Origin of the sequence: Brevibacterium sp. CFH 10365 (assembly GCF_009299785.1) — a bacterium.
GTDB lineage: Bacteria > Actinomycetota > Actinomycetes > Actinomycetales > Brevibacteriaceae > Brevibacterium > Brevibacterium limosum.
In genome coordinates, this window is sequence record NZ_VIGO01000001.1 from 333,660 (window position 1) to 348,729 (window position 15,070).

Annotated in this window: 12 protein-coding genes; 4 read left to right on the plus strand and 8 right to left on the minus strand. The window is 66.4% G+C overall.

Annotated features, from left to right (window positions below; translation table 11 throughout):
• The first annotated feature begins 4 nt into the window (after positions 1-4).
• Genes FHG09_RS01380 through FHG09_RS01390 form a run of 3 tightly spaced genes read left to right on the plus strand, consistent with a single transcriptional unit; the run spans position 5 to position 4,950 of the window.
• Entirely contained in the window at positions 5-2,923 is a 2,919-nt protein-coding gene (locus FHG09_RS01380; protein WP_152345901.1) for an FAD-binding and (Fe-S)-binding domain-containing protein, read from the plus strand.
• Between the two features lie 54 nt (positions 2,924-2,977).
• Positions 2,978-4,189, plus strand: a complete 1,212-nt coding sequence (locus tag FHG09_RS01385; protein ID WP_152345902.1) for a CaiB/BaiF CoA transferase family protein — start codon at positions 2,978-2,980, stop codon at positions 4,187-4,189.
• Entirely contained in the window at positions 4,186-4,950 is a 765-nt protein-coding gene (locus FHG09_RS01390; protein WP_152345903.1) for an enoyl-CoA hydratase, read from the plus strand. Before FHG09_RS01385 ends, FHG09_RS01390 begins: the two co-directional genes overlap by 4 nt.
• 45 nt (positions 4,951-4,995) lie before the next feature.
• On the opposite strand, the gene FHG09_RS01395 is transcribed toward FHG09_RS01390, so the two are convergent.
• On the minus strand, positions 4,996-6,375 hold the full coding sequence (locus FHG09_RS01395; RefSeq protein WP_152345904.1) for an SLC13 family permease: 1,380 nt from the start codon (positions 6,373-6,375) through the stop codon (positions 4,996-4,998).
• 116 nt (positions 6,376-6,491) lie between these two features.
• Here FHG09_RS01395 and FHG09_RS01400 point away from each other — a divergent pair, with 116 nt between their 5' ends.
• Positions 6,492-7,238, plus strand: a complete 747-nt coding sequence (locus FHG09_RS01400; protein ID WP_152345905.1) for an IclR family transcriptional regulator — start codon at positions 6,492-6,494, stop codon at positions 7,236-7,238.
• Between the two features lie 246 nt (positions 7,239-7,484).
• Here the strand turns inward: FHG09_RS01400 and FHG09_RS01405 are convergent, their stop codons facing one another.
• The 7 genes from FHG09_RS01405 to FHG09_RS01435 form a co-directional block, all read right to left on the minus strand.
• Entirely contained in the window at positions 7,485-8,936 is a 1,452-nt protein-coding gene (locus FHG09_RS01405) for an aspartate ammonia-lyase (protein ID WP_413773138.1), read from the minus strand.
• 146 nt (positions 8,937-9,082) lie between these two features.
• Positions 9,083-10,270, minus strand: a complete 1,188-nt coding sequence (locus FHG09_RS01410) for an NADP-dependent malic enzyme (RefSeq protein WP_152346254.1) — start codon at positions 10,268-10,270, stop codon at positions 9,083-9,085.
• 207 nt (positions 10,271-10,477) lie between these two features.
• Complete coding sequence (locus FHG09_RS01415) at positions 10,478-10,927, minus strand: hypothetical protein (RefSeq protein WP_152345907.1); 450 nt, start codon at positions 10,925-10,927, stop codon at positions 10,478-10,480.
• A complete protein-coding gene (locus tag FHG09_RS01420; RefSeq protein WP_152345908.1) occupies positions 10,924-12,363 on the minus strand; it encodes a dihydroorotase in 1,440 nt (479 codons plus the stop codon). The genes FHG09_RS01415 and FHG09_RS01420 overlap by 4 nt, the downstream gene beginning before the upstream one ends.
• Positions 12,360-13,265 (minus strand): dihydroorotate oxidase electron transfer subunit, encoded by a 906-nt coding sequence (locus FHG09_RS01425; RefSeq protein ID WP_227492486.1) that lies wholly within the window; start codon positions 13,263-13,265, stop codon positions 12,360-12,362. The genes FHG09_RS01420 and FHG09_RS01425 overlap by 4 nt, the downstream gene beginning before the upstream one ends.
• Before the next feature lie 9 nt (positions 13,266-13,274).
• Positions 13,275-14,549, minus strand: a complete 1,275-nt coding sequence (locus FHG09_RS01430) for a Zn-dependent hydrolase (protein ID WP_152345909.1) — start codon at positions 14,547-14,549, stop codon at positions 13,275-13,277.
• Entirely contained in the window at positions 14,549-15,049 is a 501-nt protein-coding gene (locus FHG09_RS01435; RefSeq protein ID WP_152345910.1) for a hypothetical protein, read from the minus strand. The genes FHG09_RS01430 and FHG09_RS01435 overlap by 1 nt, the downstream gene beginning before the upstream one ends.
• Between the last annotated feature and the right edge of the window lie 21 nt (positions 15,050-15,070).

The following is a 15,070-nucleotide window of genomic DNA, read 5'->3' on the forward strand; positions in this document are numbered from 1 at the left end:
GATCATGAGCGACGTCATCGCCGACCTCACCCGCAGCATCGAAGGAACCGTCGACGCCTCGGCGAGGCGTCTGGCGGAATACGCCGTCGATGCCTCGAACTACCGAGTGGTGCCGCAGGTCGTGGCCTTCCCGAAGACCACGGCCGATGTCGACACGATCCTCGACGTGGCCAGGTCCCACCGCGTTCCGATCACCTCCCGCGGAGGCGGCACCTCGCAGGCGGGGAACTCGATCGGGCCCGGAATCGTCATCGACTTCTCCCGCCACCTGAACAGGATCCTCGACATCGATCCGATGGAGAAGACCGCTCGCGTTGAGCCCGGGGTGCTCATGAGCGAGCTGCAGAAAGCCGGGAAACCGCTCGGGCTGACCTTCGGACCCGACCCTTCGACGAAGAACCGGGCCACGCTCGCGGGCATGATCGGCAACAACTCCTGCGGCCCACACGCGATCTCGGCCGGCCGCACGGTCGACAACATCGTCGAGATGACGGCCATCGACGGAACCGGGCGGTCCTTTCTCGCCGGAGCCGGACTCGGTCCCGTGCCCGGACTCGCCGAGGTGGCCGGCCGTCATCTCGGAGTCATCCGCACCGAATTCGGCCGGTTCAGCCGTCAGGCCTCGGCATACGCCCTCGAACACCTGCTGCCGGAGAACGGTCCGAATCTCGCGAAGTTCCTCGTCGGCAGCGAAGGCACTCTGACGACGATCACGGAGGCGGTCGTCAGCCTCGGCGATCTTCCGAATTCACCGACGGTGCTGGCTCTGGGCTATCCGGACATGTTCGATGCCGCCGATGCCGTCCCCCGGGTCCTGCCGCACGGTCCCCTCGCCGTCGAGGGCATCGATTCGCGGCTCATGGACATGGTCCGGGCGAACAAAGGCAAGAACGCGGTCCCCGAACTGCCGGAGGGGAGAGGCTGGCTGCTCATCGAGGTCGCCGGTGACACTCCCGCCGAGGCGGTCGCCAATGCCCAGATCATCGCCGACGATTCCGGCACCGACCACTACCGCATCATCCCCGCGGGCAAGGAGGCGAGCACGCTGTGGGGCATCCGCGCTGATGCCGGCGGGCTGGCCGGACGCACCGAGGACGGTGAACCGGCCTGGACGGGGTGGGAGGACGCCGCCGTCCCTCCCGAAGTGCTCGGAGATTACCTGCGCGACCAAGAGGAACTCATGAGCTCCTACGGAGTGCGCGGTCTGCCCTACGGTCACTTCGGCGACGGCTGCGTGCATATGCGCACGGATTTCCCGTTCGACCGGCCCGACGGCACCCAGGTCTTCCACGACTTCGTCATGGAGGCCGGTCGCCTCGTCACGAAGTACGGCGGTTCGGCCTCCGGTGAGCACGGCGACGGGCGCGCCCGCTCCGAGCTGCTCGGCATCCAGCACTCGGAGGAGGCGATCGCTGCCCTCGGTGAGGTCAAACGGCTCTTCGATCCGCAGAATCTCCTCAATCCCGGCATCATCGTCGATCCGCTGCCGATCACCTCCGATCTGCGTCGCCCGCAGGCGATCTCGATCGGAACCGCCGGAGGCTTCTCCTTCGCTCACGACAAGGGCAGCTTCACCGATGCTGTCCATCGCTGTGTGGGCGTCGGCAAGTGCCGGGCCGACACCTCCGGGTCCGGCGGGTTCATGTGCCCGTCGTACCTGGCGACGAAGGACGAGAAGGATTCCACTCGTGGTCGCGCCCGGGTGCTCCAGGAGGTGACCAACGGGGGACTCTTCAACACCTGGGACAGCGCCGAGGTGGCCGAATCCCTCGACCTCTGCCTGAGCTGCAAGGCCTGTTCGTCCGATTGTCCGGCCGGGGTCGACATGGCCCAGTACAAGTCCGAGGTCCTCCACCGCACCTACCGCGGACGGCTGCGTCCGGTCTCTCACTATTCGCTCGGCTGGCTGCCGACTTGGGGCCGTCTCCTCACCGCGATCCCCGGCGTCAGCACCCTGGCGAACGCGGCACTGGAATTCCGTCCCCTGGCCAAACTGGTGCTCGCCGGCGGTGGGATGGACGCCCGACGGAAGATGGTCCGCTTCAACGAGCAGCGGTTCTCCCGATGGGCGAAATCCCGCGTCTCCCCCGCCGAGGCACGTGATGCCTCGGCCGCAGATCGTGATGCTCTCGTCGCCGACGAGTACCTCAGCTGTTCGCGGGAAGGCAGGAAGCAGGTGCTGCTGTGGGCGGACTCCTTCACCGAATACCTCTCCGATGCCGGAGCCAGGACGGCCGTCGACCTGCTGGAGAAGGCCGGGTTCGAAATCGTGCTGCCGGACCGGCAGGCCTGCTGCGGGCTCACACTCATCTCGACCGGTCAGCTCGATGCGGCTCGGAAGAAGCTCGAGTCGACGATGGAGATCCTCGAGCCCTATGCCCGCAAGGGCATCCCGATCGTCGGCATCGAACCCAGCTGCACCGCCGTTCTGCGCAGCGACCTCGGCGATCTCTTCCCCGACGACGAACGCGCCCGGCTCATCGCGGCCGCGACCTCGACGCTGGCCGAGGTCCTCGTCGACGCCGAGTTCGACGTCCCCGACCTCACCGGCCGCACCATCGTCGTCCAACCGCACTGCCACCAGCATTCGGTGATGGGATTCGCCGCGGACCGGAAGCTCATCGAACGCACCGGAGCCACGGTGCGCGAGCTCGCCGGCTGCTGCGGCCTGGCCGGCAACTTCGGCATGGAGGCCGGCCACTTTGAGACTTCGGTGGCGGTGGCCGAGAACGCGCTGCTGCCGGCCCTGCGCGACGCCCCAGCGGATTCGATCTATCTGGCCGACGGCTTCTCGTGCCGGACCCAGGCCGCAGACCTCGCCGAGGTGCACGGCATGACTCTGCCCCAGCTGCTCACGGGGACGGCATCGACATCCGGCCACTCGGCCCGCGCGCATCGACTGCCTGAGGCCGTCGATGCGTGAACCGGTCCGATCTGTGAGCACAGATAGGCGAACCACGACAGCAGTGAGGAAACGATGACCGAGGACAGAACCGCAGGGCCGCTGTCGGGCGTCACAGTGCTCGAGCTCGGCGTATTCATCGCCGGCCCCTATGCGACGATGCAGCTGGCCGACATGGGTGCCCGCGTCATCAAGATCGAACCGCCGGGCGGCGACCCGATGCGCGCCTCGGGGCCGTTCGTCGACGGCGAGTCGAGCCCGTTCATTCGGCTCAACCGGAACAAGGAGTCGATCGTCCTCGATCTCAAGTCCGAGGTCGGCAGGACAGGACTGCACACTCTGCTGAAAGAGGCCGACGTTCTCGTGGAGAACATGCGGCCCGGAGCGCTGAAGAAGATGGGGTTCGGTTACGAGGACCTGCGCAGCGAGCATCCCGGGCTCGTCTACGCGTCTGCCTCCGGGTGGGGTCAGGACGGGCCCCTGTCGCCCTTGGCAGGACTCGACATCATGGCCCAGGCCAGGTCGGGACTGATGAGCATCACCGGGTTTCCGGATCAGCCGCCGGCGAAGGTCGGGGTCCCGATCTCTGATCTGTCGACCGCCCTCTATGTGGCTCTCGGCATCGTCTCGGCGCTTTATGAGCGCAGGGAGTCAGGGATGGGTCAATACCTCGACGTCTCCCTGTTCGAGTCCGCGGTGTCGTTGGCGGTGTGGGAGGCCGGCGGCTACTTCGGGGCCGGGGCCGTGAGCGGTCCCAACGGTTCGGCGCATCAGGCGCAGGCCCCCTATCAGGCGATCGAGGTCGGGGACGGCTTCGTCACCATCGGTGCGAACACCCCGGCCACGTGGACCAGGTTCTGTTCGGCTTTCGACCTCGCCGATCTCGAGAACCATCCGAAGTATGCCGAACCCGCGCTCCGGTTCGCCAACCGCGAGGCGCTCATCGCCGTCATCGAGGATCGGCTGCGCCACCGCACCATCGCCGAGGTGGTCGAGGAGATGAATCGAGTGGGCGTCCCCGCCGCTCCGATCAACGACTACGAACAGGTCTTCACCGACGATCATCTGCAGCAGCGAAACTTCTTCTGGACTTCGCGCCACCCCCGCCTCGGCGAGGTCACGCAACTGGGCAATCCGATGCGGTTCTCGCGCTCGCGAATGACAGAAGGACCGGCCGGACCATCATTGGGTGCGGACACGGAACGGGTGCTCGCCGAGTTCGCTGACTCCGCAGACGCCGAGGCCGGTCCCGAGACCGACGCCACCGCAAAGGAGGGACAGGCATGAGCGATGAGGTGCTCACCGAGGTGATCGGACGCAGTCTCCGGGTGACCTTCAACCGCCCGGAGGCGCGGAACGCGATGACGTTCGAGATGTACAGGAAACTCGCCGAGGCGGCTGCCCAGGTCGATGCCGATGACGAGTTGCGCGCCTTAGTGCTGCGCGGAGCCGGAGGTCGGGCCTTCGTCGCCGGCACCGACATCGCGCAGTTCCGCGGCTTCACCGGTGAGGACGGAGTCGCGTACGAGCAGCGCATCGACGAGGTGCTCGGAGCGCTGGCAGCGGTGCACAAACCGGTCATCGCCGTCATCGACGGGCACTGCGTGGGAGGCGGACTCGGCATCGCCTGCTGCGCCGATGTCCGCATCGGCTCGGCCACCTCGTCGTTCTCCGTCCCCATCGCCCGCACCTTGGGCAACACGCTGTCGGCAAATACTCTGCGGAGGCTGGTGCGCGCCTTCGGCGAACCGCGGACGGCGTCGATGCTTATGACAGCTCGGAAAGTCGATGCTCAGGAGGCACTGGACTCCGGGTTCCTCACCTCGGTCGCCGAGGATCTCGACGCCGAGGCGGAGGCCCTCATCGACAGGGTCGTGACCGGGGCACCGCTGACGCAGTGGGCGATCAAGGAGAACCTGCGCCGGCTGAGCGCAGGAGAACCCGTCGACGATTCCGACGTCGTCTCCACTGTCTACGGCAGTCGGGACTTCGCAGCCGCCGTCGAGGGCTTCCTCACGAAGACCCCCGTTGAGTGGACCGGGGAGTAGGCGGTTTCAGTGCGCGGCCGAGCGCCTACCGAGGCACTTCGGCGATCAGAAGAGACTCGGCACGACGAGGGCACCGATAGTAAGCGCCGGACCGATCACTACCATCGACAGCCCCCATTTGGTGAGGATGGCCGCAGTCCGAGGCCGCTCAGCCTCGTCGACAGTGGACACCACGGTGGCACCGACGGTCGAGAAGGGCGAGACGTCGACGATGGACGAGCATACGCCCAGGGCCGCGATCACAGCCCACCCGGCGATGTCTCCCCCGCTGACCAGAGGAATGGCCAGGGGCACCAGCGCCGCAAGCATCCCAGTCGTCGACGCAAACGCTGAGACCAGACCTCCGATGACGCAGATGACGAACGCGGCGATGAGCGGAGTGCCGACTTGGCTGGCGGCGACTCCGAGCATGTCGACGGCTCCCATGTGCTGGAGGACGCCGACGAAGGTGATGATGCCGCCGACCATGAGGATGGTCGACCAGTCGATCTTCGCCACGGCATTGCGTCCGGTCTTGGGGTCGACGAGGGTGAGGACGGTTGCGAAGACGAAGCAGAGAACGCCGATGTCCGGATCCATGCCGATCGCGGCGAGAGTGATGACGCTGGCGACGAGGCCGATCATGCACAGCACGGTGACGACCTGAACAACGGACATCTTCGAGGTGGTCGCAGGCTCATCGACCATGACATCGCCACGCTGAGCCTGGGCGGCCGACTGCGACCACGCGGAGTACTTCTGACGTTCGAAGGGGTGCCCGGGCAGCGGCGGCTCGGATTCGAGATCGACGTGCAGAGCCGATGCCGAATCGAAACGGGCCGAGTTCTTGAGCAGACGGGGCCCGCCGAACAGGAAGAAAGCGACGATCAGGAGAAGGAGATTGACGCAGAGGGCGATTGCGAACAGCACCATCGGGTTGAGCGCAATGCCCACCGAATGCGCGGTGCCATAGGTGACGATTCCGAAGAGGCTGGTCGGCGCGAAGCCGCCGGCGCTGATGCCCGAGCCCACGGCCAGGCCCATGAGCACCCGATCGATGTCGTACTTCTTGGCCAGGGGCATGGCGATCGGCATCATCACCAGGCCTGCCAGCGGCGCGCCCATGGCAGCGATGCCTGTGGTGAGCGCGAAGAGTGCGAACGGCAGGACCACCGCACGGTCGCCGATCCGTTTGATCACGGAATCGATGATCCGATCGACCGTACCGTTGGCTTGGGCGATGGCGAAGAAATAGGTGACGCCCGCCAGCAGCACGAGCAGCGAGATGGGGAAGCCGGCGATGATGTCGTCCATCGTCATCCCGCCCAGCCACAGTCCGACACCTGCGGCGGCAGCGAACATGATCACACCAAGGTGGATGTTGCGCAAGGTCGCGAGCACGAAGATTCCCACGAATATGGCTATCGCCAAAACCTGCAGTTCCATGAAACCTCCTCATTGTGGTTCACTAGACAAACCGATGGTTTATTTTCGGATATGCGTAATCTTAGTCACAACGTCGTCACCGTCAATTCGCGAAGAGCAAGAAGGAATCCGTACCCATGACCACCCGGAGCGTCTCCGCCGCGTTGTCCCTGATGGATCTGCTCGCCGAGAGCGGACCGACCGGCCTGTCCGAGCTCGCTCGCCGTCTCGATCTGTCGAAGGCAACGGCGCTGCGTCTGCTGCGAACCCTCGATGAGCACGGCTGGGTGACACAGTCGCCGGCTCCTTCGTACGCGTGGGCACTGTCCACTCACCTGTCCCGCATCGGACGCACGGCTACATCGGACACGACATTGAGGGAGACGGCGCTCGAATCGATGAACCAGCTGCAGCTCCAAACGCAGGAGACCGTCCACCTCGCAGCGCTCGAGCGCGACCACCTCGTACTCATCGAACGTCTTGACTCCTCCCACGAGCTGCGAGCGTTCTTCGCCCTCGGAAGTCTCATACCCTTCCATGCCGCTGCGACGGGCATCGCCTACCTCTCCGCACTGAATGACACCGAGATCGCCGAGGTGCTCACGACGACGCTCACGCCCCGGACCGATGAGACCATGACCGATCGCGGCGAAGTCCTCGACGCAGTCAACGATGCCAGGGTGCGCGGTTTCTCCGTGAACAGCAGCGGGTTCGCCAGCGGCATCGCCTCGGTGGGGGCGCCACTGATCGGGCAGGCTCGCACACCGGTCGGGGCACTGTCGATCTCGGGTCCAGCCAGCAGACTGACCCCGGAGAAGCAGTTGGAGTTCGGTCCGCTTGTCACCAATGCAGCCCAGACCGTCAGCCGACGTCTGTCGGCCTGATTCGTCGCCTACGCAGCTGCCTTCCGGCGACGGCGCCCCCTCTCAGAGGGCAGCCGGCTCGGACGCCGGTTCCACTCTTCGCAAGGCGGGGCAGCTCGTCACTCGCGCTCGGATGGTTCGTGGCGATCGTGCGCAGGCGATCTGGGGCGGATAGTGAAAATCGCAGAGGCGGCCCGGCGGCGTGCCTTTGCCCGGGCCTGAGGCACTGGACGAAGCCACGCCGCAGAGCCCTTCGCTCTGCGTGTGTCACCCTTCCTGGATGGGCACTTCGTCGAGCTCACCGGTCATCTCGTCGCGGGGAACCGCCTCGGCGGAGTCCGGATCCGTCGTCACGCTGTCATCAGCGGGCATTCCCGTCAGCCTCTCGGGCCGGAGGATCTCGCCGAGCTGGTCACGCTCGAGCAGACCGTGTTCGACGACGAGGTCCGAGATCGATTCGTTCCTCGCCAGCGCCTCCTTGGCCAGCTTCGCCGCGGCCGCGTAGCCGATGACCGGAGCCAGCGCGGTGATGACGGTGACCGAGCGGTCCACCATGTCCTCGAGCCGATCCTCATTGGCCGTGATCCCGGTGACGCAGTTGACGCGGAAGGTCTGGCAGGCGCGCTCGAGCCACGTGATCGACTGGAACAGCGAATGGGCGACGATCGGTTCGAAGGCGTTCAGCTGCAGCTGCCCGGCCTCGACGGCCATCGACACCGTGACGTCGGCACCGGCCACCGAGTACGCGACCTGGGAGACCGCCTCGGGGATGACCGGATTGACCTTGCCGGGCATGATCGACGACCCCGCCTGACGGGCGGGCAGATTGATCTCGCCGAGGCCGGCCTGCGGTCCCGACGACAGCAGACGCAGATCGTTGGCGATCTTCGACAGCTTGAGCGCACTGCGCTTGAGCGCGCCCGAGAACGTGATGAAGACCCCCGTGTCCGAGGTCGATTCGACGAGGTCGCCGGCCGTGACCAGGTCAAGCCCGGTGATCTTGCGCAGATGCTCGATCACCGCTTCCTTGTACCCGACCGGGGCGTTGATCGACGTGCCGATCGCCGTGGCACCCATGTTCACCTCGCCGAGGAGAGCCACCGCCTCCTCGAGCCGCTGCACGTCCTCGCGCAGGGTCACCGCGAAGGCGGTGAACTCCTGGCCGAGCGTCATCGGCACCGCGTCCTGCAGCTGGGTGCGTCCGACCTTGACGATGTGCGAGAACTCCCGGCCCTTAGCCGCGAAGGCATCGGCGAGCAGGGTGAGCTCGCCCAGCATGTTCTTCAGCGAGAACGCCAGTGCGATCTTGATCGCCGTCGGGTAGGTGTCGTTCGTCGACTGGCTGTGGTTCGTGTGGTCGTTCGGGTTGAGGAAGGCGTAGTCGCCTTTGGGCCGACCGGCGATCTCGAGGGCACGGTTCGTGATGACCTCGTTGGCATTCATGTTCGTCGACGTCCCCGCCCCTCCCTGGACGACGCCGACGGTGAACTGGTCGTGGAGCTTGCCGGCCTTGATCTCCTCGCAGGCGGAGTCGATGAGGTTCGCCCGCTGCTCGTCGAGGGCCCCGATCTCCGCGTTCGCCCTGGCCGCCGCCTGCTTGACGCAGGCGAAAGCACGGATGAAATCGGGGTAGACGTTGATCGGGCGACGGGTGATCGGGAAGTTCTCATTCGCCCGCGCGGTGTGCACACCCCAATAGGCGGTGTCGGGGATCTCCATGCTGCCGATCGAGTCCGTCTCGGTGCGGGTCGGCACGGTCTGCGGGTTCTGCGAGGTCAGGGGAATCGAAGCGGTCTGCGGTGAGGATGAAGTCGACTCAGTCATAGTGGTTTCACAGTCTCATCTCTGTCGTGGGAAAGGAAATCTCAGGATCGCTTCTGCACCGTGCGTTCGACTGCGGCGGCCACAGCGGGCGCGACCCTCTCATCGAGGGCACCCGGCACGATATAGCCCGGTGCCAGATCGTCACCGACGAGGTCGGCGATCGCCTGCGCAGCGGCGAGCTTCATCGCGTCCGTGATGTCCGTGGCTCCCGCGTCGAGGGCCCCGCGGAATATTCCGGGAAACGCGAGGACGTTGTTGATCTGGTTCGGGAAGTCGCTGCGCCCGGTCGCCACCACGCTTGCGTACTTCGCCGCGGCGTCGGGCACCACCTCCGGGTTCGGGTTGGACAGGGCGAAGATGATCGCATCCTCGGCCATGTTCTCCAGATGAGCCTCGTCGATCGTGCCTCCGGAGACGCCGATGAACGCATCGGCACCGTCAAGTGCCGCGTCGATGCCACCGGCGATGCCGCGCGGGTTCGTCTCCGCAGCGAGCATCTGCTTGGTCTCCGTGAGGTCGACTCGGCCGGCTTCCACGATGCCCTTCGAGTCGAGGACGACCACGTCGCCGACTCCGGCATCATGCAGGATCTTCACCACGGCCACACCGGCGGCTCCGGCCCCGGAGACGACGACCTTGATTGACTCGAAGCTCTTGTCCACGACGCGCAGTGCGTTCGTCAGGGCGGCGAGGACGACGATGGCGGTGCCGTGCTGGTCATCGTGCATGACAGGAATGTCGAGGGCTTCCTTGACGCGGTCCTCGATCTCGAAGCACCGCGGTGCCGAGATGTCCTCGAGGTTGATCGCACCGAACGTCGGAGCCATGCGGACGATGGTCTCGACGATCTCATCGGTGTCATTGGTGTCGAGGACGATCGGAATGGCGTTGAGCCCGGAGAAGGATTTGAACAGCGCACACTTGCCCTCCATGACCGGAAGCGAGGCCTTCGCACCGATATCGCCGAGTCCCAGTACGGCCGAGCCGTCGGAGATGACCGCGACGAGGCGGCCCGTCCAGGTATGAGTCCGAGCCAGTCCCGGCTCGTCCCTGATCGCAGTGCACACCTTGGCCACGCCCGGGGTATAGGCGATCGAGAGATCCCGTTGGGTCTCGAGCGGGCGGGTGAGTTCAGCGGAGAGTTTGCCGCCTTCGTGGGCGGCGAAGATCTCCGCATCGAGGATGGGAGTGTGGTTCTCTGTCTGGGAGGTTTCGGTCGGAATCGACATCATCAGTCCTCATTGTCTGGTCGATGGAGGTGGTCTGCGGCGACATTCGGTCTGCGCGCAGGGAGTTTTCGGGCGCACTCGACCGGACGGATCCCGTCTCGGGTCCGCCGGCGGTCGGTGGCCGAATTTGGCGATCGGTGGCTGAATCTGGCGGCCGATGGCCGTAGCTGGTGGCCGAATCTGGTGGCCGGTGGCTGGTGGAGGTGGTCAGCCTCGGTGGAATTCGAAGTGGAGACCTTCACCGCTGTCGATCTTCGCGATCCCGACAACGCTGTGGTTCTCATTGCCGAGCACAGTGCGCATCGCTTCCTCGGTCCGGATCTCGCTGAACGAGGATACGGATCCGACGATGAGGATCCTGCTGTTCGGCGTCAGGTTCGGTTCGATCGTCAGGATGCCCATGTCTTCGTCGACGACGGCGCGGGAGGCACCGAGCTTGTCGGCGATGACGTGGGCGACCACTGTGTCCTCGGCGTTGAACCAGCTGACGATCACGTCGGTCGGGATCCCCGACAGCTCTGCAATGACCGCATCAGCCAGAACATCGACCTGATGTGGTGTCCGGTACATGGCGGGCAGAGTGGAGGCAGAGCTGCGACCGGAGGTCGCAGGTGTTGAGGAAACCTCTTCTGCGTTGTGTGCGGCTGAACTGTTCATCGGCTGTGAGCTCCTTCGGCTGTCGAGGGTGTGATCATATGGGTGTTCTCACTGCGATGCAAGGACGACACCATCCGGTCGCCGACACCGAGGCCGCCGTCGACGTCGACATGGGTGAAGACCCCGACGCAGACGGTCCCGACGACTTTGTGGCTGAACTCGAAGCTGGGGAACGGAGTGTTCGAGGAACGGCTGAACCCTCGGCTCGTCTCCGGTGACCAACTGTGACCGCTGTCGACGAGAGCGAAGTTCGCCGGTTCGCCGACAGCCAGCGGCCGACCGGCGAAATCGGCGATGCGCCCGATGCGAGCGGGAGTGGTCGAGGTCAGCTCGGCGAAGCGCCGCCAGTCCAGTCCACCGCAGGCTGCGAGGACGTAAGCGACCACGGCCGCCGCGGTCTCCAAGCCGATCATTCCGAACGGCGCATCGCACCAATGGTTGTCCTTGCTCGCCGCCGTATGCGGGGCATGGTCTGTGGCCACTGCGTCGATGGTTCCGTCGAGGAGAGCCTCTCGCAGAGCCAGGACGTCGTCATCGGAGCGCAGCGGCGGATTCACCTTGTACCGCGGATCGGCGAGGGCGGCGATCTCATCGGTGAGGAGCAGATGGTGCGGGGTGACTTCGGCAGTCACGGGCCACCCCTGACTCTTGGCCCAGCGCACGATGTCGACCGATCCGCGCGTCGACAGATGGCAGATGTGCAGGTGGGCACCGAACTCCGCAGCCAGCAGGGCATCTCGGGCGATGATGATGTGTTCGGCGACCGACGGCCACGGCGGCAGCCCCGTGGACTCGGCCACGGCACCGGCGTTGACCTGACCGTCACCGGCGATCGGACCGTCCTGAGCGTGCTGGGCGATGGTCACGTCGTGCTCCGCTGCCACGCGGAAGGCCCGGCGCATCACCGCCGAGTCGTTGACGCATTTGCCGTCGTCGGAGAAGACCCGCGCTCCGGCCTCAGCCATGTCCTCCACCGGGGCCAGCTCGGCGCCCTGGAGCCCGCGGGTGATCGCTCCCACGGGGTGGACGCGGGCGAAGGCCTGCTCCCGGGATCGCTTCTCGACGTCCCGGATTCGGTCGGGGTCGTCGGTGACCGGGTGGGTGTTGGCCATGGCGAACACATCCGTGAACCCGCCAGCGGCCGCGGCACGGGCCCCGGTCGCGATCGTCTCGGACTCTTCGCCGCCCGGTTCGCGCAGATGCGTGTGCAGGTCGACGAGTCCCGGCAGGAGGATGAGGTCGCGGGCATCGATGACTGTCTCTGTCGGCGCTGCGGTGTCGCCGTCCGCCCGATCTGCCGCCGGTTCCATCGCCGCGATCCGCCCGGCCCGGATGGTTACATCTGTGCGGTGACCGCCATAGGGTCGCACGCCCGCGAGGACGCAGTCCCCGGTCAGGTCGCCGAAGTCCGGTCTCGCACCGGTGTCCGCGCTCATGCGTTGCCGCCCGGCAGCTGCTCCCATGCGAAAACGGGTCCGTCATTGCAGATCAGCGGGCTCTCGGCGCCTTCGCTGCGAGCACCGGACGCGCAGCCGTGGCAGTAGCCGATCCCGCAGGCCATATGTGCCTCCACCGACACCTGGATCGCACAGTTCCAGCGTGCGGCCAAGGTCTCCGACAGTGTGACCAGGCGGTTCGAGCCGCACGTGAGGATCACGTCCGGCGGTGCGGAATCGAGCTCGAGGGTGAGAGCGGTGTGGAGGCTTTCGGGGCTGCTGGTCCCGTCGGCGTCCGTGACCTCGAACACCGTCCGGGCGCCGTGGCGCCGGTAGAAGTCGGCTCCGATGAGCGACTCCGGTCGGCGTCCGCTGGTCACCGCGGTGATGTCCACGCTGCCGGCGTACTGCTGGGCCACGGTGGTCAGTGAGCAGGTGCCGATCCCTCGGCCGAGGAGAAGCGCCGAGCGTGTCCCCTCCCCGAGGTCGAACGACTGCCCGAGGGGACCGATGAGGTGGATCTGTTCGCCTTCGTCGAAGCCCGCGAGGGTGCGAGTTCCATCGCCGACGACTCCGTAGAGGATCTCCACGGTGCCGGCTTCGACGTCGACCGAGTAGATCGCCATCGGCCGGGGCAGCGCCGGCACGGTTCGGTTCTTCCTCGCCACGGTGAGCATGACGAACTGTCCGGGCAGCGCCGTGCTCGCGATCTCCGGTGCCACGACGGTCATGGCACGGTAGTGCTCGGTCAGCGGTCGGTGTTCGATGACCTCGGCGTCGAGGCTGCGGATGCGAGGACGTGAGGCGCGCTGCAGGCCGACGAGGCCCCAGCTCTTCGCTGTCACGGGTGCGGTCTCCTTCGCCGGGACGGGCGGAGCCGCTGGTGGGGTCATGGTGGTCATGGAATGTCCTTAGATTGCCGAGTCGAGGCGTCGCAGGCCGGCGATGAGCACATCGATGCCGCGAACGATATCCGTGGTGTGAGTGAGTTCTTCCGGAGCATGGCTGATGCCGTGGTTCTGGCTGGGGACGAACAGCATGCCCACCGGGCAGACATGGCTGATCATCTGTGTGTCGTGGCTCGCCCCGCTCGGCATGACTCGGTAGGAGCAGCCGGCCTCCTGAGCGGCAGACGTCAGCTGCCGCTGGACGCTCAGCGGCAGAATCGCCGGTGAGGCGTCGGCCACGACCTGCACATCGATGTCGACGCCGCGTTCGGCCGCGAGCCTTTCGGCTCGGCCGATGAGTTCGAGCGCGGTCTCGCGCTGACGGCGGTCGTCGGTGTCGCGGATGTCGACGTCGAGTCGGCACAGGCCGGGGATGGTCGTCATCGATCCGGGTTCGACGTCGATCGTGCCCACCGTGATTCGCGTCCCGCGGTGTCGCGGGTCCGTGGCCAGGGTCTCTCCGGCTGTGATGAGTTCGGCCGCAGCGGCCAGGGCGTCTGCGCGCAGGTGCATGGGCGTGCCTCCCGTGTGAGAGGCCCGTCCTCGGAGTTCGACGTGCAGGCGGGTGCTGCCGGAGATCGTATCGACCACGCCGATCTGCGTGTTCGCGTCGGTGAGCACGCTTCCCTGTTCGATGTGGAGTTCGACGAAGCCGGCCCAATCGTCCGGACTCCACCGAGCCTCGCCCGCCCGTTCGGGGTCGAGTCCGACCGCGCGGAAGGCCTCGGCCATGCTCGTTCCCGCCGCGTCGTGGAGCTGGTCGAGATCGGCCGATTCGGTGAGCCCTGCGGCCAGACGGCTGCCGGTGCAGGCCTGACCGAACCGGGCTCCCTCCTCGGCGGCGAAGGCGACGAATCGCAGAGGATGGTCGAAGGCTTCCTGCTCGGCCAGCTGTCGTGCCGCGACCATGGCGGCGATGACTCCGGCGATGCCGTCATAGGCGCCTGCGTTCGGGACGCTGTCCAGATGGGAGCCGGTGCCGATGGCAGGTCCGGGCCGACGTCCGGCCAGCTCAGCGATGGTGTTGCCGGCCTGGTCGGTCCAGACGGTGAGTCCCAGATCGGTCATGAACTCCGTGAAGACCGCATGAGCCTCACGTTCAAGGGGCGTATAGGCCAGTCGTGTCACTCCCGGCCCGTGGCCGTTCTCGCTCAGGCGCGAGAACCGGTGGAGCAGTTCGTCGACGAGGGTCTCCGTCGGCGTCTGCGACGGCAGCGGTGCTTCGGTGATCGTCGTCATCAGCGTGCCTCCTCGCCGGTCTCGTCGGGTAGCCCCGGCGCGGTCACCGCCGAGGTCGGCGTGGCATGGTCGCTCGGGAGGTCGATCGCGTGCAGGTGGCCGAGCACTGCGGCTCCGCGTTCGGCGATCTGCGCTGCCAGGCTCTGCGCCTCGGCGTCGGCTGCGAACAGGGAGACGGTGACGATCCGTTCGCCCGGGTGGATCTCCCCGCTGACGGATCCGTCGGCGGTGATGACGGCCAGTGTCACCCCGGTGTGCACAGACACTGCGGTCGCCAGCTGTGCATCTGGACCGGTGCGGGCCATGATCCGATCGGTCTCGGGTCCGATGGACGTCGCGATGCCGGCGGCCAGGCGGCGCAGGATCGAGGGTCGGCCCACGAGGATCGGCGAGTCAGCGGTGGGGTCCGAGCTCAGTACGGCGCGCAGGTCCGCGTTCAGCTGTTCTTGCGCCTCGGCCGGTGTTGGGAGGGGCCGGTGTGCGGCGGTCATGGTTGTCATCGGTGGTCACCTTTTCTGTCA

Excerpts from the sequence above, each read along its gene's own strand:
- FHG09_RS01380 (WP_152345901.1), top strand. The coding sequence starts at position 5 with ATGAGCGACGTCATCGCCGACCTCACCCGCAGCATCGAAGGAACCGTC.
- FHG09_RS01385 (WP_152345902.1), top strand. The coding sequence starts at position 2,978 with ATGACCGAGGACAGAACCGCAGGGCCGCTGTCGGGCGTCACAGTGCTC.
- FHG09_RS01390 (WP_152345903.1), top strand. The coding sequence starts at position 4,186 with ATGAGCGATGAGGTGCTCACCGAGGTGATCGGACGCAGTCTCCGGGTG.
- FHG09_RS01395 (WP_152345904.1), bottom strand. The coding sequence starts at position 6,375 with ATGGAACTGCAGGTTTTGGCGATAGCCATATTCGTGGGAATCTTCGTG.
- FHG09_RS01400 (WP_152345905.1), top strand. The coding sequence starts at position 6,492 with ATGACCACCCGGAGCGTCTCCGCCGCGTTGTCCCTGATGGATCTGCTC.
- FHG09_RS01405 (WP_413773138.1), bottom strand. The coding sequence starts at position 8,936 with ATGGAGATCCCCGACACCGCCTATTGGGGTGTGCACACCGCGCGGGCG.
- FHG09_RS01410 (WP_152346254.1), bottom strand. The coding sequence starts at position 10,270 with ATGTCGATTCCGACCGAAACCTCCCAGACAGAGAACCACACTCCCATC.
- FHG09_RS01415 (WP_152345907.1), bottom strand. The coding sequence starts at position 10,927 with ATGAACAGTTCAGCCGCACACAACGCAGAAGAGGTTTCCTCAACACCT.
- FHG09_RS01420 (WP_152345908.1), bottom strand. The coding sequence starts at position 12,363 with ATGAGCGCGGACACCGGTGCGAGACCGGACTTCGGCGACCTGACCGGG.
- FHG09_RS01425 (WP_227492486.1), bottom strand. The coding sequence starts at position 13,265 with ATGACCACCATGACCCCACCAGCGGCTCCGCCCGTCCCGGCGAAGGAG.
- FHG09_RS01430 (WP_152345909.1), bottom strand. The coding sequence starts at position 14,549 with ATGACGACGATCACCGAAGCACCGCTGCCGTCGCAGACGCCGACGGAG.
- FHG09_RS01435 (WP_152345910.1), bottom strand. The coding sequence starts at position 15,049 with ATGACAACCATGACCGCCGCACACCGGCCCCTCCCAACACCGGCCGAG.